The following is a 22,548-nucleotide window of genomic DNA, read 5'->3' as shown; positions in this document are numbered from 1 at the left end:
GCCCGGTCGCCGCACCTCGCCGCAACGACCAGAATGGACACCTCGGCAGCCTGCGGACCCGCTCGGCCACGTGCCGAGGGGACGGCGGGACAGCGAGCCGGCGCAGCGCGGCGCCGCACCACAGGAACAGGGGAGGGGCGCACGTGTGCGGCATCTCGGGTGAGGTCCGGTTCGACGGCGGCGTCGCCGACATGGCGGCGGTCAGCGCCATGTGCGACCAGCTGCAGCGACGGGGGCCCGACGGCTCGGGCGGCTGGCAGGCCGGGCCGGTGGCGCTCGGGCACCGGCGGCTGAAGATCATCGACCTGACAGACGCGGGCGCGCAGCCGATGGTGGACGCGGAGCTCGGGCTGACGATGGTCTTCAACGGGATCATCTACAACTACAAGGAGCTGCGCGCCGAGCTGCAGGGCGCCGGGTACCGCTTCTTCTCCACCTCCGACACCGAGGTCGTGCTCAAGGCCTACCACCGCTGGGGCGCGGCCTGCGTCGAGCGGTTCCTGGGGATGTTCGCCTTCGCCGTCGTCGAGCGGGACTCCGGCCGGGTGGTGCTGGCCCGCGACCGCTTCGGGATCAAGCCGCTGTACCTCAGCCGCGGGCCGGGCCGGGTGCGGTTCGCCTCCTCGCTGCCCGCGCTGGTGCGCGCCGGGGGCGTGGACACCAGCATCGACCCGGTCGCGCTGCACCACTACATGTCCTTCCACGCCGTCGTCCCGGCGCCGCGCACGATCCTGGCCGGGGTGGGCAAGCTGCCGCCGGCCACGGTGCGCACCTACGAGCCCGACGGCCGGGAGTCCGACTGGGAGTACTGGCGCCCGGTGCACGAGCGGCGCTCCGAGTTCGCCGGCCTGTCCGCCGTCGAGTGGCAGGAGCGGGTGCTGGAGTCGCTGCGCGTGGCGGTGCGCCGGCGGATGGTCGCCGACGTCCCGGTGGGCGTGCTGCTGTCCGGGGGCATCGACTCCAGCCTCGTCGTCGGGCTGCTGGCCGAGGAGGGGCAGAAGGGCCTGGCCACGTTCTCGATCGGCTTCGAGGCCGTCGGCGAGCGCTCCGGCGACGAGTTCGTCTACTCCGACGTCGTCGCGGAGACCTTCGCGACCGACCACCACCGGCTGATGGTGCCCAGCGCCGACGTGCACGCCGGCCTCGACGGCGCGGTGGCCGCGATGAGCGAGCCGCAGGTCAGCCACGACGCGGTCGCCTTCTACCTGCTCTCCCAGCAGGTCAGCCAGCACGTCAAGGTGGTGCAGAGCGGCCAGGGCGCCGACGAGGTGATGGCCGGCTACGACTGGTACCCGCCGCTGGACGGCGTCCCGGCCGAGCAGGCCGTCGACGCCTACGCGCGGCACTTCGTCGACCGGTCGCACGCCGAGCTGGCCACCCAGCTCGCCGACCGCTGGATGGTGACCGACGACGTCAGCCGGGCGCTGATCGCCGAGCACTTCGGCCGGCCCGGCGCGGAGACGACGCTGGACAAGGCGCTGCGGCTGGACTCGACGATCATGCTGGTCGACGACCCGGTCAAGCGCGTGGACAACATGACGATGGCCTGGGGCCTGGAGGCCCGGGTGCCGTTCCTGGACCACGAGTTCGTGGAGCTGGCCGCCGCCGTCCCGCCGGAGCTCAAGCTCGCCCACGGCGGCAAGGGCGTGCTCAAGGACGCCGCCCGCAAGGTCATCCCCGCCGACGTGATCGACCGGCCGAAGGGCTACTTCCCGGTGCCGGCGATCACCGACCTGCACGGCGACTACCTGGAGACGGTGCGCGCCGCGCTGCACGCACCGGAGGCCCGGGAACGCGGCCTGTTCCGCACCGACTACGTGGAGCGGCTGCTCGCCGACCCGAACAGCCACCGCACGACCCTGGGCGCCAACCAGCTGTGGCAGGTCGGGCTGCTCGAGCTGTGGCTGCAGCGGCACGGCATCCGCTGACCTGACGTGGCCGTGCTCACGGCGCGGCGAGGAACAGCACCACGCCGTCCGTCTGCTCCACTCGGGGCTGACGGACGGCGTGCTGCGGTGTGGCACCCGTCGCGCCGCCCGACCGATCCCCGACCGAGGAGGTGTGCCGTGACCGACGTCCTGCGCAAGACCGGACTGTCCACCGAGGTGCGCCTCGCCGTCGCCGAGATCGCCGGCGCCCCGGGTGCCTGGTGCCCCAGCCTGGCGCCGACGGGGGACCGGGTGGCCTACGTGAGCGACCGCTCCGGCGTCCCCCGGCTGGAGGTCGCGGCGCTGGACCAGCAGACCCCGCCGGCGGTGCTCTCCGGTGCCGAGGAGGAGGTCGTCTCGGTCGCGTGGTCGCCGGACGGCGGGTGGCTGGCCTACCTGGTGAGCCCCGGCGGCTCCATCTGCGCGCAGCTGTGGGCGGTCCGGCCCGACGGCACCGACCGGCACCTGGTCGCCGGGCAGGACCCACGCGCCACCGTCTTCGCCGGCGGGTGGACCGCAGGTGGCCACTACGTCTGCTCGATCGCCCCCGGGGACGGCCCGGGCGCCGACGTCGTCCTGGTCGACGTGGTCAGTGGCGCCCACCGCACCCTGGCCACCGGCGGCTTCCTCGCCGTCACCGCGGTCTCCGCCGACGAGCGGACGGTGCTGGCCCGGCGGGGTCCGCGCGGGCACCGGCACATCGTGCTGGTCGACGTCGCCACCGGCGACCAGCAGCGGGTCATCCCGCTCGACGCCCCGGGTGGCGGCGCCTCCGAGGACGGCCGGTTCGCCCCGGACGGTTCCGCGGTCTTCCTCCGCGCCGCGCTCCCGGCCCGGCCCGGGCTGCCGCGCAGCGACCGCACGGGGCTGGTCCGGGTCCCGGTGGACGCCGGTCGGCAGCCGGGCCCGGCCCAGGTGCTCATCGCCCGGCCCGACGCCGACCTGGACTCCTACGCCGTGCGCGCCGACGGCACGGTGCTGTGCGTCTGGAACGCCGACGGGGTCACCGAGCTGGAGCTCCGGGAACTGGCCGAGGGCGGCCTGCTGCGCACCGTGCCGCTGCCGCAGCCGGTCATGCCCGGCTGGTCGCTGGCGGCCGACGGCGGCACCCTGCTGGCCGAGCTGACCGGCCCCACGTCCCCCCGCTCGCTGTGGTCGGTCCCGCTGGACGTCGACGGGGAGCCGGTGCCGCTGCCCAGCACGCCCCGCCACCCCGACCCGCGCCTGCTGGTCACGCCGGTCCGGCTGCGCTACCCGGCCGCCGACGGCACCGAATTGGACGGCTGGCTGTACACGCCGCCGGGGGTGGCCGGCCCCAACCGCACGGTGGTGAGCTTCCACGGCGGCCCGGAGGGGCAGGAACGCCCGGACTACCACCCGGTGGCGCAGGCGCTGGTCGCGGTCGGGCTGACCGTCTTCGCGCCGAACGTGCGCGGTTCGGGCGGGCAGGGCCGGGCGTTCATGGCCGCCGACGACCTCGCTGCCCGGGAGGCGTCGTTCACCGACGTCGTCGCCACCGTCGAGCACCTGGTGGCCGAGGGGATCGCGCTGCCGGGTCGGGTCGGGTCGCACGGCTGGTCCTACGGCGGCTACCTGACGCTGGTGGCGCTCACCCGCTGGCCGGACCTGTTCGCCGCCGGCGCCACGCTGGCCGGGATGAGCGACCTGCGCACCTTCTTCGCGGGCACCGAGCCGTGGATGGCGGCGGCCTCGGTCACCGAGTACGGCGACCCGGTGACCGACCGGGACATGCTGGCCGCGATCTCCCCGATGACCGTGCTGGACCGGCTCCGGTCCCCGGTGCTGCTCACCCACGGCGACCGGGACACCAACGTGCCGGTGCTGGAGTCGATCCAGGCGCACCAGGAACTGACCGCGCTCGGTGCGCCGGCCGAGTTGCTCCTCCTGCGGGGCGAGGGTCACACGATCGTGGGACGGGAGAACGTGCTGCACCTGTCGGAGCGGGTCGCCGAGTGGTTCGATCGCTGGCTGTGACCCCGCGATGACCGACGCCTCCGGCGTCTTCGCGCGCTACCCGGGCTCGGCGGACGACGAGGCGACGGGTGTGCGGCGGTCGGCCTACCGCCCGGTGCTGCAGGCGCTGGACGACCTCGGTGCCGACGGGATCGGCGCGGTCGTGGACGCGATCGACCGGGAACGCCGGTCGCGCGGGGTGGTGGCCGGCAGCTACGTCGACGGCCGGTTGCACGAGCGGCCGCTCCCGCTCTGCCCGGTGCCCCGCGTCGTCCCGGCCGCCGACTGGGCGCACGTCGCGCGCGGCGCCGAACAGCGGCACCGGGCGCTGAACGCCTTCCTCGCCGACGTCTACCGCCCGGCCGGACGGCGGCGCACCGACCCCGACCGGCACCCGGAGGTGGTCCGCGCCGGCATCGTGCCGGCGTGGGTCGTCGCCGCCAGCCCGGGGCTCCGCGCGTCGGCGGCCGGCCTGGCCGTGCCCGGTCAGCAACGGGCCACCGTCGCGGGTCTGGACCTGCGGCACGGTCCGGGGGGCTGGGTGGCGGTCTCGGACGACCTGCGGACGCCGACGGGCATCGGCTACGCCCTCAGTGACCGGGCCAGCAGCCGGGCGGCGCTGCCGGAGCTGCACGCCGCGGCCGAGGCCGCCGGGCTCGCCGACCCGGGCGAGGCGGTGCCGCTGCTGCGGGCAGCGCTGGCCGAGGCCGCACCGTCGGCGTGCACCGGGACGCCGCAGCTGGCCCTGCTGTCGGAGGGGCCGCGCAGCACCAGCTGGTTCGAGCACCGGCAGCTGGCCGCGGCGATGGACGTCCCGATCGCCACGCCGGACACCCTCTGGCCGACCCGCGGCGGGGGAGTGGCGGTGCAGGTGGACGGGCAGCGGCTGCGGGTCGACGTCCTCCACCTCCGGCTGGACGAGGCCGGGCTGGCCGCGCACCTGACGCCGAGCGGGGCGGCACTGGACGTGCTGCTCGGTGCCGCGGTGCGGGCCGGGGAGCTGGCGCTGGCCAACGTGCCGGGCAACGGCGTGGCCGACGGCGAGGCCACCTACCGGTACGTGCCGGAGCTGATCCGGTTCTACCTCGGTGAGGAGCCGGTGCTGGACACCGTGCGCACCTGGCTGCTGGCTGACGACGCCGAGCTCGCTGAGGTGCGCGACCGGCTGCACGAGCTGGTCGTGACGCCGGTCGACGGGTACGGCGGTCGCGGGGTGGTGGTCGGTCCGCGCTGCTCGGCGGCCGAGCTGGCCGAGCTGTACGCCGAGGTGGCGGCCACCCCGCACCGCTTCACCGCCCAGGAACCGCTCGAGGTCTCCACGGTGCCCACCGTCGTCGACGGCGCGCTGGCGCCCCGCGTCGCCGGGCTGCGGGTGTCCACCGTCGCCGGCGCCACCACCCGGGCACTGCCCGCACCGTGGACCCGGGTGGAGCTGGCCGAGGGCTCCGGCGTGCTGGACGGCAGCAAGGACACCTGGCTGCTGCCCGGCTGACCCGCCGGAGGACCCGGCGCCGACCGGTCAGCCCGGCTGGAGCAGGCGCCACGCGGTCCAGGCGCTGGCGATCATGTCCCGCAGGCCGAGCCGGGCGCGGAAGCCCAGCTCCCGTTCGATCCGGTCGACCGCGGCCACGACGCTGGCCGGGTCCCCGGGCCGGCGGCCGGCGACGGTCGGCGTGGTGTCCGCTCCGGTCACCTCCGCGATGACGCGGAGCACGTCGCGCACGCTGCAGCCGGCTCCGGTGCCCACGTTGTAGGTGCCGCCCGCCGAGCCGGCGCTCAGCGCCCGGGCGGCAGCCAGGTGCGCGGCGGCGACGTCGGACACGTGCACGTAGTCCCGGACGCCGGTGCCGTCGGGGGTGGCGTGGTCGTCGCCGAACACCACCGGCGGCGTGCCGGCGTCCAGGGCGGCGAAGACCATCGGCACCAGGTTGGCCGCACCGGTGTCCCCGAGCCGGGGGTGCGCGGCGCCGGCCACGTTGAAGTAGCGCAGCGAGGTGGCGGCCAGCCCGTGGGCGGTGGCGCAGTCGCGCAGCACCCACTCGCTGACCAGCTTCGTCTGCCCGTAGGGCGAGAGTGGGCGGCACGGGACGTCCTCGGTCACCGGGTCGGTGTCCGGGGCGCCGTAGACGGCAGCGCTGCTGGAGAAGACGAACCGGCCCACGCCCGCGACCTGGCAGCTCTCCAGCAGCGACACCAGCCCCTCGACGTTCTCCGCGAAGTAGCGGAGCGGGTCGGCCACCGACTCGGCGACCGCCTTCTTGCCGGCCACGTGGACCACGCCCTGCACCGCGTGCTCGCCCAGCACCCGGTCCACCAGGGCGCGGTCGCGGACGGTGCCGACGACCAGGGGCACCCCGGGCAGGCGTTCGAGCCGGCCGGGGTCCCCGCTGGACAGGTCGTCGAGCACGACGAGGCGCTCACCGGCCGCGGCCATCGCGTGCACCACGTGCGCCCCGATGTAGCCGGCTCCGCCGGTGACCAGCCAGGTCATGCCCGGACCGCCAGCACGTCCCGCGCCGCCTCCCCGGTCAGCAGCACCTCGGGCAGTTCGGCCAGCGCGGCCCGCATCCCCGCCTCGCCACCGAACTGGAAGCCCAGCTGGCTCCGGTAGCACGCGCAGGCGTCGGCGCGCCGGTCCGGCAGCTGCGGGAGCTGCACGGGGGACAACCCGCCGGGCAGCGCCGCGCCGGGGACCGCATCGGGCCGGCGGAGCACGTAGGGGCTGTCCCGCCACCACAGCGTCGGCCGGTCCAGCGCCGCGACCGCGCGCAGCACCTGCAGGTGGTCGACGTGCGCACCGAGGGCCTGCGGGGCCAGCCAGAGGTCGGCGTCCAGGCCGGTGAGCTGCCCGGCGACCTCGCGCCACACGTCGTCGCCGGGGTGGACGCCGGCGAACAGGTCGGCGGCGCTGGTGTAGCCGCGGTGCGGTGCCTCGGGCAGGTCCAGGTCGACCGCCGTCACGCCGAGCACGGCCGTCGCGGCGGCGTTCTCCGCCCGGCGCAGGGCCAGGTAGTCGACGTCGGGGCCGAGGCCCTTGTCCAGCTGGCAGGCCAGCGCGAAGCCGGTGGGGTCGGGGACGCTGCGGGTGAAGCAGGTGAGCACGGTGACCTCGTGCCCCGCCTCGGCCAGTGCGGCGAGGGTGCCCCCGGCGGAGAAGGCGGCGTCGTCCAGGTGCGGGCTGACCGCGAGCACGCGCATCAGAGCAGGTGCGCCGCGGACCGGAAGCGGCAGCTCTCGTCCACCGTGGTCGGCGACGTCCAGTCCAGGTCCGGCGCCGTGCCGGCCAGCTCGGTGTAGACGTCGTCGATGCTGCGCGCGAGCACCGGCCAGGAGTACAGCCGGCGCACCTCCTCCAGCGCGGTGGTGGCCAGCCGGGTGCGCAGCGCGGCGTCGCCGAGCAGCCGGTCCAGCTCCGTGCGCAGCCCCGCGACGTCGCCGGGGGCGTGCAGCAGCCCGTTCTCCTCGTGCCGCAGGCAGTCCACGACGCCGACGCTGTCGGTGCTCACCGTGGGCAGCCCGCTGGCCATCGCCTCCAGCAGGGTGTTGCTGAACCCCTCGCTGTAGGTGGGGCTGACGAACACGTCGGCGGTCCGGTACACCGCCGGGGCGTCGTCCGGGGGCACGTAGCCGAGGAACGTCGTGCGCCCGTCGGCCCGGGCCCTCGCCTCGTCCAGGTCCGGGCCGATGCCGGAGACGACCAGCCGGACGTCGTCGGGCAGCGCCTCCAGCAGGTCGAGCACGCCCTTGCGCCGGTCGACCCGGCCGTGGAACAGCAGCACCGGCGGGTCGGCCAGGCTGCCCAGCGGCCGGTCGCCCGGGGTGAACCGGCGGGTGTCGGTGGCGCCCGGGACGATCTGGAAGCGCGCCGGGACGGTGCCCAGGTTGCCCACGACCTCGTCCCGGAAGCTGGCGCTGCCGATCAGCACGGCGCCGGCGTGGTCGAGCACGGTGTGCATGGCGTCGGCGTGCGTGCTGCAGCAGGTGCCCACCCAGTGCCCGTCCCCGCCCTGGATGCTCACCAGGTTCGGCACGCCGGTCCGCCGCGAGGCCTCCAGCACCGCCAGGCCCGGGGGGTAGCCGTACTGGGCGTGCAGCACGTCGAAGGGCCGCTGCTCGTGCAGCTCCACGACGGTGCGCACGACCTCCTCGATGTCGCCCTCCCAGTCCGCGGGGACGACGGTCTCGCCGCGGCTGGGCAGGGCGTGCACCTCGACCCCTGCCGGCACCCGGTCGGCCGGCGGCACGCCACCGCCGTAGACCCGGGTGCCGGCCTCGTCGTCCCGGTACTGGCTGACCAGGGTGACCTCGTGGCCCAGCGCGACCAGCTCGCGCAGCAGGTTCTCCGCGTACACGCTCATGCCGCTGACCGCCGGCCAGTACCGGCGGCTGACGAAGCAGATCCTCATGACTCGGCCTTCCGCAGCAGCTCGATGGAGCGGGGCACCATCTGGTGCGCCCGGTGGCCGTCCCGCGAGAGCTCGAGGGTGACCAGGCGCTGGTACTCGCACGCGCGCAGCGCGGCCAGCACGGCCGGCAGGTCGACGTCGCCCTCGTCGAGCGGGAGGTGGTCGTGCACGCCGCGGCGCATCCCCTCCACGGCGACCGTGCCGAGCTGGGCGGCGAAGGCGGCGACCGCCTCCTCCGGGGCGTACCGGCCGCTGACCACGCAGTGCCCGGTGTCCAGGGCGAGGGTCAGCCCCGGCACCTGGGCGGCGAGGGTGGCCCAGTCGTCGGCGTCCTCGACGAGCATCCCCGGCTCCGGCTCGACGGCCAGGGCGTAGGAGCGTCCGCCGTGGCTGTCGACCAGCGCGCGGACGCCGTCGACCAGCCAGCGCCAGGCGTCGTCCCGGTCGACCCCCGGCTGCGGCACGCCGGCCCAGAAGCTCACCGCCTCGGCCTGCAGCACCTCGGCCAGGTCGCAGGCCAGGCGCAGGTAGGCCAGCCGGCGCTCCCGGCCCTCGGGGCTGGGGTTGACCAGCGTGGGCTCGTGCTTGACCCGCGGGTCGAGCAGGAAGCGCGCGCCGGTCTCGACGACCACGCCCAGCCCGAGGGAGTCGCAGCGGGCCCGCACCCGCGCGGCCTGGGCGAACGCGTCCGGGGCGAACGGGTCGAGGTGGTGCACGTCCAGGGTGAGGGCCACCCCCGCGTAGCCGGTGTCGGCCAGGAAGGACAGGGCGTCGTCCAGCCGGTGCGAGGTCAGGCCGTTGGTGTTGTAGGCGTACCGCAGGCTCACGAGGCCACCGCCAGCGCCGCCACGTGCCGGCCGGGTTCGCGGTAGAGCGCGTACAGCTCCCCGACGGCGCGGTCGGCTCCGGCCCGGTCGAACCACGCCGGGCCGCCCAGCCGGTCCTCCGCCTCGGCGGTGAGGTGCACCCGTGCCCAGCCGCCGGGGTCCGCGCCGACCACGGCGAGCCCGGCGCCGGGTGCACCACCTGCCGCCTCGCCGCGGTCCAGCAGCCGGCGCACGCCGCGCTCGCCGATCCGGCCGTAGGACATCGTCTCGGCCTCTAGGCCGGGCACCAGCACCTTCGCCGCGACCGCCTCACCCTGGGAGGGCTGCAGGTCGACCAGCACGTCGAGGCCCTCAGCGGTCAGGGTCGCGACGGGGTCGCCGCTGCGGGTGGGCAGGTCGGTCAGCGCCACGGTGCTGCGCTGGGCGAGCACCGAACCCCGCAGCAGGTCGGTCAGCCGGTCGGTGCCGAGCCGGGTCCACCCGAGCATCGCCTGCAGCGCCCGGTCCTCCTCGACCATCCGCTCCGGCGGGTGGCCGTGCAGCCACTGGTCCAGGTAGCCCGGCGGGGTCGCCGCGGTGACGGCGTCCAGCGGGCCGTGCATGAACGCCTTGCGGCTGCGGGCGGCGGCGAACTCGTACAGCGCCTTGCGGACGGCGGCGTCCCGGTCGGGGGAGGCGGCCTCCCCGCAGGCGGTGACCATCATCGGGGCGGGCTCGGAGCCGTCCCGCGAGCAGCCGACGGCGTACACGTCGACGACGCCGTGCTCGGTGCTGGCCAGCTTGACCAGGACGTCGATGCCCGCGGCGTCGAGCCGGTCGAGCAGCGCCAGGGCGTCGGGGTCGCGCAGCCCGGCCAGGTCGACCACCACGCCCTGGTCCAGCGCCCGGAACGCGGTGGCGTTGCCGTCCCGCTGCAGCAGCTCCAGCACCGCGTGGGTGACCGCCCGGTCCGCGTCGAACGCCGCTCCCTGCCCGTTGGTGATCACCGTGGTGAGCCAGCCGCCGGGCGGCGGGTCGCCGGGCAGCTCCTCGGGGGCGGAGACCACCAGCTCCGCGGGCACGAGCACCTGCTCGCCGTCCCGGGTGCGGCTCATCGGCAGCCACTGCAGCGGCCGGTCGTCGTCATAGGAGCTGCCGGCCTCCAGGCAGAGCGTGCGGGGGTCGGCCACCCGGTCGCGGCCCTCGGTGCGGGCCAGCTCGCGGTAGGAGCCGTGCACCCGGTCGAGCCCGGCGTGCGCGCGGATGGACAGCGCCATCTCCGCCATCTCGCCGAGCGCGCCGGTGCGGGCCTCCTCGCGGGTGGCGCCGTACCCCAGCCCGCTGCCGCCGGGGTGCGCCGGTGACGTGGCGAGGAAGGCGCTGTGCAGCGGCACGTCGAGGACGTCCAGCCCCTCGATCGGGAACTCCTCGATGCCCGGCGGGAACGAGTCCAGGTACCGCTGGGCGGTGCTCACAGCTCGGCCAGCGCGATCGGGGCGGCGTCCGGCCGCCCGGCGAGCAGCCGCTGCACCAGGTGGACGACGTGGTCGGTGGTCACCCCGGGCACCAGCTCGAACGGCGTGGCCACGGCGCCGAACTCCAGCTCGGCGACGACCGCCAGGTACTCCCGCAGCTCGCCGTGCGACAGCGGGATCTGGGCGTGGAACGCCTTGTGTGCACTCAGGCCCACCGGGGTGCCGTCCTCGGCCAGGTCGACCTTCAGCGAGTCGCCGCAGAACAGCACGCCGCGCCGGCTGTCGTGCAGCACGGAGTGGCCGGGGAAGTGCCCGCCGGTGCGGTGCAGGGTCAGGTCGGGGGCCAGCTCCAGGACCTCGTCGGCCGGCCAGGTCACCCGGAAGGCCTTGGTCCACTCCAGGTCGCGCACCCCGACGCAGACGGTGCCCGGCTCCAGCTCCAGCTGCAGCTGCCACAGCGCGCCGTAGCCGTGCACGTGGCTGGACGCCAGGACGTCGAACCCGCCCAGCTCGGTCGCCATCCGGCGCAGCTCGGCCAGCATCTCCGCGGTGTACCAGGGGGCGCACTCGAAGCCGACCAGCCCGATGTCGGTCTCGATCACCCAGCCGCGGCTGTCCAGCCCGAACCGTGGCTCGGTGCCGAACTCGGTGACGCCGGCGACCGCGGTGGGCCGCCAGAACCCGGTCACCAGCTCGTCGGCCTGCTTGGGCGTGACGAACTCGAAGCCGTGCTCGGGCAGCGCGTTGCGCACGTCGGCGCAGACCGGGCACACCTGCGGGCCGGGGGCCGGCCAGCGCTGCCAGTGCCCGCAGTTGGTGCAGGCGAAGGCGGGCAGGTCGGGCAGCAGGCCGCGGTAGGGGTTGGTGGCTGGTGCACTCATGCGGGCAGTTCCTCTCGGGCGGGGCTGGGCAGCGCGGCGCGGTCCAGTGCGGTGACGAGCAGCCGGTGCAGGGCGAGGTCGCGGGCGGCCGGGTGCGGCCAGGGAGCGGTGCCGGCGACGGCGGCACCGAAGGCGGCGAACTGGGCGGTGAACGGGTCGGTCCCGGCGAACGGGACGTCGACCGGCTCGGGGCGGAACAGCGTCAGCGACCCGCCGGCGGTCTGGCCCATCGTGTCGACGGCGACCGCGGTGCCCCGGGTGCCGACGACCTCCAGCCGGCGGCGGGGGAGGGCGTCGGGGCAGTTGTAGGCCACGTGCAGGTCGACCAGCACGCCGCCGGTGGTGCGGCCGATGAGCAGCGCGCCGTCGTCGACCGGGTAGCGCTGCACCCGGCGCTGCAGCAGCGCGGTGAGCTCGACGACGTCCTCGCCGAGCAGGACCCCGGCCAGGTCGAGGCCGTGCGGGGCCAGGTCGATGGCGGCGCCGCCGCCGGCCCGGGACCGGTCGACCCGCCAGTTGTCGTGCGGCCTGCCGTCGGGGGACCAGTCGACCGGCAGCCAGCAGCAGTAGACGACCCGGACGGCGGTGACCGTGCCCAGCTCGGGCACCAGCTCGCGCAGCCGGACGTGGGCGGGGTGCCAGCGCTGGTCGTAGGCGGTGCCGAGCAGCACACCGGCCCGGTCGGCTGCGGCGACCGCGGCCTCGGCGTCGACGACGTCGGCGGCCAGCGGCTTCTCGCACAGGACCGCGACGCCCGCGGCAGCCGCGGCCTCCACGACCTGCCGGTGCGCGGAGTTGGGCACCGCCACGTAGACCGCGTCCAGGCCGGGCGTGGCCAGGAAGGCGGCCAGGTCGGACGTCGCCGGGGCGTCCACGGCCAGCCGCGCCGGGGCGGCGGGGTCGCGGTCGTGCAGGGCCACCACCCGGGCGCCGGGCACCTGGAGGAGACCGGGCAGCGCGTGGTCGCGGGCCACCCAGCCACAGCCGGCCACCCCCCACCCGACGCTGTTCACCACTGCTCCGGCAGGTCGACCAGCAGTCGCCGCCGGGCGGCGTCCGCCGGCAGCGGGTCGGGCCAGCGACCCGGCAGGTGTCCCGAGCGGGGGCCGTACTCGGCGGCGTACCGCTCGCTGGGCCAGTGGAGCTCGCCGTCGACGTAGAGCGGGTTGGGCCGCAGCGGCCCGAGCGGCTCGCCCAGGTCGACCGGTGCCGGGCCGCGGAGGTCACCGGCGACCAGGCCGATCGCCTCGCTGCCGGTCAGCTCCTCGGCCGGGGCGGGGCGGGGCGCACGCCCGGCCAGCAGGGCGGCGGTGAGCTCGGCGTCGTCGTAGAGGACGGTGGCCCCGAGCAGCCGGGCGTACTCGGCCGGGACCAGCGGCTCCCCGGCGGAGACGGTGTCGGCGACGTGGGCGTGCCCGACGACAACGGTGCCGCCCGGGCCGGCCAGCGCGTGCATCGCGGCGGCGGCCGCGGGCTTGTCCCGCAGGAAGTAGAAGGCGTCGTGGCAGGTCACGTACGCCGGGCCGGGCACCTGCAGGTCCGGCGCCGCGGTCAGGTCGGCGCACACGTAGCGGGCGGCGGGGCAGACGAAGCGCTGGGCCAGCCACAGCTTGGACCAGACGACGTCCAGGCCGAGCAGGTCGCGCACCCCGCGGCGGGACAGCTCGCGCAGCTGGGTGCCGATCCCGCAGGCCACGTCGACCACCGGTCGCTCCCCGGGCCAGTGGTTGCCCAGCAGCGCCAGCCCCGCCAGGTGCGTGGGCTCCCACCAGCGGTGCGCGAAGTAGTCGCCCACCCGGCCCATGCCGAGCAGCTCCATCGCCTCGCGCAGGGTGGCCGCCGCGGGCACCCGGGCCAGCTGGTCCGGAGGCGGTGGCGGCTCGGACCACCAGTCGTCGGCGTCGGTGAACAGCGCCACCCGGGCCCGGTCGACCTCGCCGTCGGCGAGCAGCCCGGCGACGCGGTCGCGCAGCTCCGCCCGGCCGGCGCGGGCGAACGGGATGCCGTCGACGACCGGGACGCCGGTCGCGGTGACGCCCGTCGCCGCGTTCACAGGCCGGCCGTGTTCACAGCCCGGCCGCGGCGAGCACGTCGAGGTGGAAGGCCTGCACCGGTCCGGCGTGCACGAGCTCCAGGTCGTCCAGCGCCTGGGCGGCGGTGAACGCCGCGGCCTGCGCGTGGTGGTGCACCTGGAGCACCCGGTCGAGCACGTCGGCGGCGTGGAAGGCCTGCGACTCGGGCGCGACGGCGTCGGCCCGCAGCGCCAGCACCTCGCGCAGCCGGGCCGCCAGCGGTGCCGGGAGGGCGCCGAGCTCGCGCTCTTCCAGCGTGCCGATCACCCGGTCCAGCGCGTCCCCGAGCAGCACCTCCCCGGCGAACCCGGCGTCCGGCAGCACCACGTTGTGCAGGTGGTGGGCCAGGCCGACGAGGAACGGTGGAACCGGGTCCGCACCCAGCTGCGGTGCCAGCAGACAGCCGTAGACGGCGACGGTGAGGCAGTGGTCGCCGTGGCTTTCCGGCGGTTCGACGACGACCCGCGGCTTGCCGGGGCTGGTGGCACCGGCGCGCGGCTGGGCGTTCAGCGAGACCGCCAGGGACGGCGGCGGCCCGGCCGACCGCGGCGCGGACAGGGCCGCCCGCAACTCCCCGGCCAGCTCGCCGTCGACCGCTCCGGCCACCTCGGCGAAGGCCCGTTCCAGCACGGCCCGGGCCTCCTGCTCGGCGAGACCGGCCGCGGTCAGCACCGAGGCGTCGATGCCGGCCAGCCGGACCCGGGCCACGGCGGCCGCGGTCTCGGACAGCGCCACCGTCCGGGCGTCCTCACCGCCGACCAGCCGCGCCCACGCCCGGCCGAACGCCTGCTCGGCGAGCGAGCCCGGCGCGCCGGCGACGTGGACCCGTTTGGCGTCACCGATCCCGACCAGCAGCGGGCGCAGCGCCTCGAGGGAGGACAGCGCCGTCGTCGTCACCGGGAGCCGGGTGCGGCGCCGCTCCCTGCCTGGGCCGCGTCGCCGCTCAGCCAGTCCATCAGCACGGACTCCTGGCGGTGCAGCGCGTGCTCCGGGGTGCTGCCGTCGGCGGTGATCGGGGCCTTGAAGAACCAGCCCAGGTGCCGCTGCACGCCCCCCTCACCGCGCTGCTGGGCGAGGTCGACCAGCCGGACGATCTCGACGGCGAGCGGAGCGGCCAGGATCGAGTCCCGGCACTGGAAGTCGACCTTGATCTGCATCCGCTGGCCCAGGAAGCCGACCAGGTCGATCGCGTCCCAGGCCTCCTTCTGGTCGCCGCGGGGGCGGTAGTAGTCGATCCGGACGACGTGGTCCTCGACCGGGTAGCCGAGGATCGAGTCGAGCACCTTGCCCTTGGTCTGCAGCTTGCTCTCCAGCGACGCCGGGTCGTCCAGCGCCAGCCCGTCCCGGTTGCCCAGGATGTTGGTGGAGTACCAGCCCTCGACGGTCAACGCCCGGCTGCGGAAGGCCGGCGCGAGCACCGTCTTCATCATCGTCTGGCCGGTCTTGCCGTCCTTGCCCGCGATCGGCACGTTGCGCTGCTCGGCCAGCTGGACCAGGGCCGGCACGTCGGCCGACAGCGACGGGGTGAAGTTCGCGTAGCCGACGCCCTCGCAGATCGCTGCGTAGGCGTAGACCATCGAGGGGGTGATCGACCGGTCGTCGGCGTCCAGTCCGGTCTCGAAGGCCTCCGGCGTCTGCAGGGCGGGTGCCGCCGGGTCGGGCCAGCGCTCGGTGGAGGCCAGGTTCATCAGCACCAGGCCGTCGAGCTGCTGCTCCTCGCGGAACCGGCGCAGGTCGGCACGGACGGCGTCGACCTGGGCGCGGCGGCCCTCGGCGAGCACCACGTTGCCGCCGGTGACGTTGCGGCAGAAGTCGGCGTCGCCGGCGGCCGGCCACGGGGTGAGGGTCGACAGCAGCGGCTCCACCTGCTGCAGCTGGCGGGAGTCGAGCACACCGTGCTGCTCGGCCGCCTTGTAGAGGTCGGACCCGTCCAGGTCCCAGCCGCCGACGACGAGGTCGTCGTAGGGCACCAGCCCGGTGGCCTCCTCGACGGGGACGTCACCGACGGTCAGGCCGGCGAGCGGGAGACCGTCGGCGGCGACGACGCCGAGCCGGAGCAGCTCGAGGCCGGCGACCGCGGTGGTCGCGACCGCACCTCCGAGCCCGACGACGGCGATTCCTACGCGGCGTGGGGACTGTGTCACGGGTGCTCCTCGACGCTCAGGGGTCCGGCTGCGTTCCGGAACCTGTGCCGAGCCTCACACGATGAAGCACATTGCGCGACAAGAAGATGACGCACAACCAGGTTGTGATGACCACCCATCTGGCCGCCGCCCGGCTCTCCACGGAGAGGCGCGGACGGCGTGGTCGGCGACCACCTGCAGGTGGCGACCGCGTGTCGTCGAGGCGAGCGGGTACGCCGTCATCGTCTCGCCGCCGGCCGACACGCCGAGCACCCCGGACACGCCCAGGCCCGGGAACCACGGTGGGTCACTGCCGTGCGGACGGGATGGCCGGTCCGAGGGAGCCGGCCACGGGCGTCAGAGGCGCTCGACCACGTGGTCGATGCAGGCGGTCAGCGCCGTCACGTCGTCGGGGTCGACCGCCGGGAACATGCCCACCCGCAGCTGGTTGCGGCCGAGCTTGCGGTACGGCTCGACGTCGACGACGCCGTGGGCGCGCAGCGTCGTGGCGACCAGCGCGGCGTCGACCGACTCGTCGAAGTCGACCGTGCCGACCACGAGGGAGCGCTGTGCGGGGTCGGCGACGAACGGCGAGGTGTAGGAGGTCTTCTCCGCCCACCCGTAGAGCCGGCTCGCGGACTCCTCGCTCCGCGCCACCGCACCGGACAGCCCACCCAGGCCCAGCATCCAGTCGATCTGGTCGGCCAGCAGGAAGAGCGTGGCGACGGCCGGGGTGTTGTAGGTCTGGTCCTTGCCGGAGTTGTCGACGGCGATCGACAGGTCCAGGAAGCCGGGGACCCAGCGGTCGGAGGCCTTGATCTCGGCCACCCGCTCCAGCGCCGCGGCCGACATCAGCGCGATCCACAGGCCGCCGTCGCTGGCGAAGGACTTCTGCGGGGCGAAGTAGTAGACGTCGGTATGCGCGACGTCGACCGGCAGCCCGCCGGCACCGGACGTCGCGTCGATGAGCACCAGGGCGTCGGCGTCGATGCCCGACGGGCGGGTGACCGGCGCCATGACCCCCGTCGAGGTCTCGTTGTGCGCCCAGCAGTAGGCGTCGACCCCGGCCTCGGCCGTCGGCAGCGCCAGCGAGCCGGGCGCGGCCTTGGCGATCACCGGGGCGTCGAGGAACGGTGCCTCGGCGACCCCGGAGGCGAACTTCGCGGAGAACTCGCCGTAGCTGCCGTGCGCGCTGCGCCGGCGGATGAGGCCGATGGTCGCGGCGTCCCAGAACGCCGTCGTCCCGCCGTTGCCGAGCACCACCTCGTAGCCGTCGGGCAGGTCGAAGAGCTGGGACAGGCCCTCCCGGACCCGCTTGACCAGGCCCTTCACCGGCGCCTGCCGGTGCGAGGTGCCCATCAGCCCGGCCCCGTCGGTCGCCAGGGCGCGCAGCGCCTCCGGGCGGACCTTGGAGGGGCCGCACCCGAAGCGGCCGTCCCGGGGGAGCAGGTCGGTGGGGATGGTGATGCTCATGTGCGGTCTGCCTCTCGGATGGTCCTTCGTCAGGCGGGGGCGGGGGCGGGCTCGCCGAGCGACTTGGTCTGGATGGTGTCCCAGCCCTCGACGTCCTCGGGCTTGCGTGGGTCGGGCCCGACGTAGCGCGCCGACGGGCGCACCAGCCGCCCGGTGTTCTTCTGCTCCAGGATGTGCGCGCACCAACCGGCGGTGCGGGCGCAGCTGAACATCGAGGTGAACATGTGGCTGGGCACCTCGGCGAAGTCCAGCACGATCGCGGCCCAGAACTCGACGTTGGTCTCGATCGGGCGGTCCGGACGGCGCTCGCGCAGCTCGGCGAGGGCGGCCTTCTCCAGGGCCAGGGCGGCCTCGAAGCGGGGCGCGCCCAGCTCCTCGGCGGCCCGGCGCAGCACCCGGGCACGGGGGTCCTCGGCGCGGTAGACGCGGTGCCCGAAGCCCATCAGTCGGTCGCCCTTGTCGAGCAGGTCCTTCACGTACTTCACCGCGTCGCCGGAGGCCTCGACGCCGTCCAGCATGTGCAGCACCCGGGAGGGGGCGCCGCCGTGCAGCGGGCCGGACATCGCCCCGATCGCGCCGGACAGCGAGGCGGCGACGTCGGCGCCGGTGGAGGCGATGACCCGGGCGGTGAAGGTCGAGGCGTTCATGCCGTGCTCGGCGGCCGAGGTCCAGTAGGCGTCGACGGCGGCGACGTGCCGCGGGTCGGGCTCGCCGCGCCAGCGGACCATGAACCGCTCGACGATGCTGGAGGCCTCGTCGATCCGCTTCTGCGGCACGGCCGGGATGCCGATGCCCCGCGCCGACTGGGCCACGTAGGACAGCGCCATGACCGCGGCTCGGGCCAGCTCGTCGCGGGCCTCCTCGGCGGAGATGTCCAGCAGCGGGCGGTAGCCCCAGATCGGGGTCAGCATCGCCAGCGCGGCCTGCACGTCGACCCGGACGTCACCGGTGTGCACCGGGATGGGGAACGGCTCGGCCGGGGGCAGGCCGGGGCCGAACTTCCCGTCGACCAGCAGCGCCCAGACGTTGCCGAAGGTGACCTTGCCGACCAGGTCCTCGATGTCGACGCCGCGGTAACGCAGCGCCCCACCGTCCTTGTCCGGCTCCGCGATGGTGGTCTCGAAGGCGATGACGCCCTCCAGGCCCGGTACGAAGTCGTCGGCCATCTCGCATGCTCCTCTGCGCGCGGGTGGGGACGGACGCTGGTCAGCGCACGACGAGCCTCAACTTAGGGGCTGGGCGACCCCGGGGTGCACCCCGGCTCCCGGCCAGCGGGCGGTGCGCACTGCAACGGTGGCAGCATGAGCCGGTGGCCGACCTGATCCGCATGCGCAGGGACTACGACGACAGCGGCTTCGGGGAGGAGGGCCTCGCGGCCACCTGGGTGGAGCAGTTCGACCGCTGGTTCGCCGACGCCGTCGCCGCCGAGCTGCCCGAGCCCAACGCCATGGTGGTGGCCACCGCGGACGCCGACGGCATGCCCGATGCCCGCGTCGTGCTGATGAAGGGCTACGACGTCGACGGGTTCGTCTTCGGCACCAACTACGCCTCGGCCAAGGCCGCCCAGCTGGCCGTCAACCCCCGGGCGGCGCTGGTCTTCCCCTGGCACGCCCAGCAGCGGCAGGTCCGGGTCTCCGGTGCCGTCGAGCGGATCGGGCCGACCGCGTCGGACCTGCTCTGGGACCCGCGGCCCCGCGGCTCGCAGCTTGCCGCGGCCGCCTCGATCCAGTCGACGGTGGTCGAGTCGCGGGAGCTGCTGCGCACCCGGGTGGCCGAGCTGGACGCCCAGACCCCGCCCGGGCAGCTGCCGCGCCCGGAGAACTGGGGCGGCTACCGGGTGCTGCCCCAGCGGGTGGAGTTCTGGCAGGGCGGCCATGACCGCCTGCACGACCGGCTGCTGTTCGTGCGCGATGACGAGGAAGGCGGCGGCTGGGTCGCGCAGCGCCTGGCCCCGTGAAGGACCCGAACCACCCCGACGACCCCGACCACCAAAATGGCCATTTTGATGGTGGCGTGGAGCCGGTCGATCCGGTCGAGGGGGGTCTGCCGGTCGAGCAGCCGCAGCCGGTGACCCGCCGGCGCGGCTGGGCGCTGGACACCACGCCGCTGCGCAACCGCGCCTTCCGCCGGGTCTTCGGTGGTGTCGCGGTGACGATGCTCGGCCAGCAGATGACGCTGGTCGCCGTCCCGTACCAGGTCTACGAGCTGACCGGCTCCTCCCTGATGGTCGGGCTCACCTCGGTCGTCGCGCTGGTTCCGCTGGTCGTCTTCGGCCTGCTCGGCGGCGCGATCGCCGACGCCATGGACCGCCGCGTGCTGATGCTGATCAGCTCCACGGGTGCGGCGGTCACCAGCGCGCTGCTGGCCGTCCAGGCGCTGCTGCCCGGTGACGGGCACATCAGCGTGCTCTGGGTGCTGGCCGCCGCCGTCTCCGGGTTCGCCGCGGTCAACCAGCCCGCCCGCAGCGCGGTGATCCCGGCGCTGGTGGGGCGGGACCAGGTCGCGGCGGCCAACGCGCTGGCGATGACGGTGCGCCAGGCGGGCGTGGTCGTCGGGCCGCTGCTGGCCGGCCTGCTCATCGGCCTGGGCGACCTCTCGATCGTCTACACGATCGACGCCCTCGGCTTCGTCGCCGCTGTCCTGCTGCTGCGTGGGCTGCCCCCGCTGCCGCCGGAGGGTGTCTCCGGGCGGGTGCGGCTCGGCTCGGCGGTGCGCGGGGTGGGGGAGGGCTTCGCCTTCCTGCGCACCCAGCCGCTGCTGCTGATGACCTTCGTCGTCGACCTCATCGCGATGCTCTTCGCCTGGCCGCAGGCGGTCTTCCCCGAGCTGTCCCAGACGGTCTACCGGGGTGATGCCAACAGCCTGGGCTGGTTGTTCGCCGGGGTGTCGATCGGCTCGCTGCTGATGGGCCTGACCTCGGGGTGGGTGAGCCGGGTCGACCGGCAGGGCGCCGTCGTGCTGGCCGCCATCGCGGTGTGGGGCGTGGCGATCATCGGCTTCGGGCTGGCCTCGACGCTGTGGCTGGCGGTGCTCTGCCTCGCCGTCGCGGGCGCCGGCGACATGGTCAGCGCGGTGCTCCGTTCGGCGATGCTGCAGACGGCGGCGCCGGACGAGATGCGCGGCCGGATGCAGGGTGTGTTCATCGTGGTCGTCGCCGGCGGGCCACGGCTGGGCGACCTGCGCGCCGGCCTGATGGCCAGCAGCGTCGGCGTCACCGCGGCGATGGTCTCCGGTGGCGTGGTGATCGTGGTGGCGATGGCCGTGGTCGCCGTCGCGGTCCCGTCGTTCTGGCTGTTCCGGGCGTCCCGGGCCGACGAGGTGGCCCGCGACGCCCGCCGCCGGCTGGCCGAGGGGCACGCCGCACCGCCCGAGGGGTGAGCCGCCCGCGCCCGGGTACGTGGGCGGTCATGGCACTCCCGCGGGTCCTCGTCCTCGTCCTCGCCGGTGGCAAGGGCAGCCGCCTCGAACTGCTGACGGAGACCCGGGCCAAGCCCGCCGTCCCGTTCGCCGGGGTCTACCGGCTCATCGACTTCCCGCTGTCCAACTGCGAGCACTCCCAGCTCCCCGACGTCTGGGTGTCCGAGCAGTACCAGCCGCAGTCGGTGAACGAGCACCTGGCCAACGGCCGCCCGTGGGACCTGGACCGCACCACCGGCGGGCTGATGATGCTGCCGCCGTTCCAGGGCAGCGAGCGGGGCGGCTTCACCATGGGCACCGCCGACGGGCTCTGGCGGCAGTCCCAGCTGATCCGGGACTTCGGCGCCGACGCACTCGTGGTGGTCAGCTCCGACGCGGTCTACAAGCTCGACTACCGCGACGTCGTCGAGGCCCACCTCGGCTCCGGGGCCGAGGTCACCATGGTCACCACCGAGGTCGAGGAGGACGACGCCAGCCGCTACGGCATCGTCCAGGCCGGGGACGACGGCAAGGTCACCGACTACGCCTACAAGCCCGACCAGCCGGCGACGACGACGGCCACCAACGAGGTCTTCGTCTTCTCCCCGAACGAGACCCTGGACCGGCTCGAGGCGATCAGCGACCAGGTCGGCGAGGACGGTCTGGAGGACCTGGGCACCCACCTGCTGCCGGCGCAGACGAAGGACGGGCTGGCCCGGGCGTACCCGCTGAACGGCTACTGGCGGGACGTGGGCACCGTCGAGTCCTACTGGGAGGCCCACCGCGAGTTCCGCTGCGAGGAGCCGCCGATCGACCTGGACGAGCCGAGCTGGCCGATCCACACCCGCGGCGGCCGGCACAGTGCGGCCCGCCTGCTGAGCGGCGCGGTGGTCGAGGACAGCCTGGTGTCCGGGGGTACCCGGGTGGCCGGCGAGGTGCGCGGCTCGGTGCTGTCGCCGGGGGTGATCGTCGAGCCGGGGGCGACCGTCATCGACTCGGTGCTGCTGCCCGGCTCCCGGGTGCGCGCCGGGGCCACCGTCACCCGCACCGTCCTGGACGACGGGGTGACGGTGGGGGAGCGGGCCACCGTCGGTGGGGACGGCGCGATCACCCTGGTCGGCCGCCGGGCGACGGTCGAGGCCGGGACCGAGCTCTCCGCCGGGGCCCGCCACCCCGAACCCGAGGAGGACTGACCCGCGGGGCCAAAAGCGCGACTTTGGCCCCTCCCGGGTGTCAGGCGAGGGCGTGGGCGACGACCCGGAGGTCGGCCACGAGCGCGTCGTAGGCGGCGGCCCGGGCGTCGTCCGGCGTCCGGAGCACGGCGGAGGGGTGCGCCGTGGCGAGCACCCAGGTCTGGTGCGGAGCGTCCTCGTCCTGGTCGGCGTCGGGCAGCGACGCCTCCGCGGCACGGACGCCCGGCGGCGTCCACGGCAGCAGCTGCCCGCGCTCACGGGTGATCCGGAACGACGGCGAGATCAGCGCCTTGGCCGCCACCGCGCCCAGGCAGACCACCACCTCCGGCTGGAGGACGGCGAACTCCGCCTCCAGCCACGGGTGGCAGGCCCGCAGGTGCTCGGCACCCGGGGACTGGTGGATCCGCCGCTTCGGCGTGGGCGTGAACCGGAAGTGCTTCACCGCGTTCGTCACGTAGGCGTCGCGCCGGTCGATGGCGGCGTCGGTCAGCGCGCGGTCCAGCAGCTTGCCGGCCGGGCCGACGAACGGCTCGCCCGCGCGGTCCTCCTGGTCGCCGGGCTGCTCACCGACGAAGACGATCCGGGCGGTCTCCGGGCCCTCGCCGAAGACGGTCTGGGTGGCCGGCTCGCCGAGCTCGCACGCCCGGCAGCCGGCCGCCGCCTCCCGCAGCCCGGCCAGGCCCACGCCGCTGGGCACCTGCGCTGGCTGGTTCTCCGTCATGCCCCGATCCCACCGGACCGAGGGCGCCGGCGCAGCACGAACGGAGGATGCACCGCGCTGTTCACTTGACGGGTTGGAAAGTGATGCGACAGGCTCCACT

19 protein-coding genes are annotated in these 22,548 nt (G+C 75.1%); 6 read left to right on the top strand and 13 right to left on the bottom strand.

Annotated elements, in window-relative coordinates; all coding sequences use genetic code 11:
• The first annotated feature begins 143 nt into the window (after positions 1-143).
• The 3 genes from O2W15_RS03895 to O2W15_RS03885 all read left to right on the top strand — a co-directional run bounded on the left by O2W15_RS03895 (position 144) and on the right by O2W15_RS03885 (position 5,394).
• Complete coding sequence (locus O2W15_RS03895) at positions 144-1,928, top strand: N-acetylglutaminylglutamine amidotransferase (RefSeq protein WP_269178437.1); 1,785 nt, start codon at positions 144-146, stop codon at positions 1,926-1,928.
• A 138-nt stretch (positions 1,929-2,066) separates the two neighbouring features.
• A complete protein-coding gene (locus O2W15_RS03890) occupies positions 2,067-3,923 on the top strand; it encodes a S9 family peptidase (protein WP_269178436.1) in 1,857 nt (618 codons plus the stop codon).
• A gap of 7 nt (positions 3,924-3,930) precedes the next feature.
• Complete coding sequence (locus tag O2W15_RS03885) at positions 3,931-5,394, top strand: circularly permuted type 2 ATP-grasp protein (protein ID WP_269178435.1); 1,464 nt, start codon at positions 3,931-3,933, stop codon at positions 5,392-5,394.
• A gap of 27 nt (positions 5,395-5,421) precedes the next feature.
• On the opposite strand, the gene galE is transcribed toward O2W15_RS03885, so the two are convergent.
• The 12 genes from galE to O2W15_RS03825 form a co-directional block, all read right to left on the bottom strand.
• Positions 5,422-6,393 (bottom strand): UDP-glucose 4-epimerase GalE, encoded by a 972-nt coding sequence (galE, locus tag O2W15_RS03880; RefSeq protein ID WP_269178434.1) that lies wholly within the window; start codon positions 6,391-6,393, stop codon positions 5,422-5,424.
• Positions 6,390-7,100, bottom strand: a complete 711-nt coding sequence (locus tag O2W15_RS03875) for a PIG-L deacetylase family protein (protein ID WP_269178433.1) — start codon at positions 7,098-7,100, stop codon at positions 6,390-6,392. The genes galE and O2W15_RS03875 overlap by 4 nt, the downstream gene beginning before the upstream one ends.
• Positions 7,100-8,308 (bottom strand): glycosyltransferase family 4 protein, encoded by a 1,209-nt coding sequence (locus tag O2W15_RS03870; protein WP_269178432.1) that lies wholly within the window; start codon positions 8,306-8,308, stop codon positions 7,100-7,102. The genes O2W15_RS03875 and O2W15_RS03870 overlap by 1 nt, the downstream gene beginning before the upstream one ends.
• On the bottom strand, positions 8,305-9,135 hold the full coding sequence (locus tag O2W15_RS03865; RefSeq protein ID WP_269178431.1) for a sugar phosphate isomerase/epimerase family protein: 831 nt from the start codon (positions 9,133-9,135) through the stop codon (positions 8,305-8,307). Before O2W15_RS03865 ends, O2W15_RS03870 begins: the two co-directional genes overlap by 4 nt.
• Positions 9,132-10,589, bottom strand: coding sequence for a YcaO-like family protein (locus O2W15_RS03860; RefSeq protein WP_269178430.1), 1,458 nt, complete (start codon positions 10,587-10,589; stop codon positions 9,132-9,134). The genes O2W15_RS03865 and O2W15_RS03860 overlap by 4 nt, the downstream gene beginning before the upstream one ends.
• Positions 10,586-11,470, bottom strand: a complete 885-nt coding sequence (locus O2W15_RS03855) for an MBL fold metallo-hydrolase (protein ID WP_269178429.1) — start codon at positions 11,468-11,470, stop codon at positions 10,586-10,588. Before O2W15_RS03855 ends, O2W15_RS03860 begins: the two co-directional genes overlap by 4 nt.
• On the bottom strand, positions 11,467-12,483 hold the full coding sequence (locus tag O2W15_RS03850; protein ID WP_269178428.1) for a Gfo/Idh/MocA family protein: 1,017 nt from the start codon (positions 12,481-12,483) through the stop codon (positions 11,467-11,469). The genes O2W15_RS03855 and O2W15_RS03850 overlap by 4 nt, the downstream gene beginning before the upstream one ends.
• Positions 12,480-13,523, bottom strand: a complete 1,044-nt coding sequence (locus O2W15_RS03845) for a methyltransferase domain-containing protein (protein ID WP_269178427.1) — start codon at positions 13,521-13,523, stop codon at positions 12,480-12,482. The genes O2W15_RS03850 and O2W15_RS03845 overlap by 4 nt, the downstream gene beginning before the upstream one ends.
• A gap of 13 nt (positions 13,524-13,536) precedes the next feature.
• Positions 13,537-14,439 carry a hypothetical protein gene (locus O2W15_RS03840; RefSeq protein WP_269178426.1) on the bottom strand — a complete coding sequence of 301 codons (903 nt, stop codon included), beginning with the start codon at positions 14,437-14,439 and terminating at the stop codon, positions 13,537-13,539.
• Positions 14,436-15,686, bottom strand: a complete 1,251-nt coding sequence (locus O2W15_RS03835; RefSeq protein ID WP_269178425.1) for an inositol-3-phosphate synthase — start codon at positions 15,684-15,686, stop codon at positions 14,436-14,438. The genes O2W15_RS03840 and O2W15_RS03835 overlap by 4 nt, the downstream gene beginning before the upstream one ends.
• Before the next feature lie 336 nt (positions 15,687-16,022).
• A complete protein-coding gene (gene serC, locus O2W15_RS03830; RefSeq protein ID WP_269178424.1) occupies positions 16,023-17,138 on the bottom strand; it encodes a phosphoserine transaminase in 1,116 nt (371 codons plus the stop codon).
• A gap of 29 nt (positions 17,139-17,167) precedes the next feature.
• Positions 17,168-18,304, bottom strand: a complete 1,137-nt coding sequence (locus tag O2W15_RS03825; protein ID WP_269178423.1) for a citrate synthase 2 — start codon at positions 18,302-18,304, stop codon at positions 17,168-17,170.
• Between the two features lie 143 nt (positions 18,305-18,447).
• On the opposite strand from O2W15_RS03825, the gene pdxH reads away from it, so the two are divergent.
• From pdxH to O2W15_RS03810, 3 genes are read left to right on the top strand one after another with little or no spacing between them, the layout of a single operon-like run.
• Entirely contained in the window at positions 18,448-19,095 is a 648-nt protein-coding gene (pdxH, locus tag O2W15_RS03820; protein ID WP_269178422.1) for a pyridoxamine 5'-phosphate oxidase, read from the top strand.
• Positions 19,092-20,516 (top strand): MFS transporter, encoded by a 1,425-nt coding sequence (locus tag O2W15_RS03815; protein WP_269178421.1) that lies wholly within the window; start codon positions 19,092-19,094, stop codon positions 20,514-20,516. The genes pdxH and O2W15_RS03815 overlap by 4 nt, the downstream gene beginning before the upstream one ends.
• Positions 20,517-20,545: 29 nt before the next feature.
• Positions 20,546-21,727 carry a glucose-1-phosphate adenylyltransferase family protein gene (locus O2W15_RS03810; protein WP_269178420.1) on the top strand — a complete coding sequence of 394 codons (1,182 nt, stop codon included), beginning with the start codon at positions 20,546-20,548 and terminating at the stop codon, positions 21,725-21,727.
• Positions 21,728-21,767: 40 nt separating this feature from the next.
• Here O2W15_RS03810 and O2W15_RS03805 read toward each other — a convergent pair whose 3' ends face one another.
• Entirely contained in the window at positions 21,768-22,547 is a 780-nt protein-coding gene (locus O2W15_RS03805; RefSeq protein ID WP_269178419.1) for a UdgX family uracil-DNA binding protein, read from the bottom strand.
• Position 22,548 lies beyond the last annotated feature (1 nt).

The sequence above is a fragment of the Modestobacter sp. VKM Ac-2979 genome, assembly GCF_026967995.1.
Taxonomy (GTDB): domain Bacteria; phylum Actinomycetota; class Actinomycetes; order Mycobacteriales; family Geodermatophilaceae; genus Modestobacter.
Note: the sequence above shows the minus strand (reverse complement) of the source record. Positions and strands in the feature narration are given on the sequence as shown.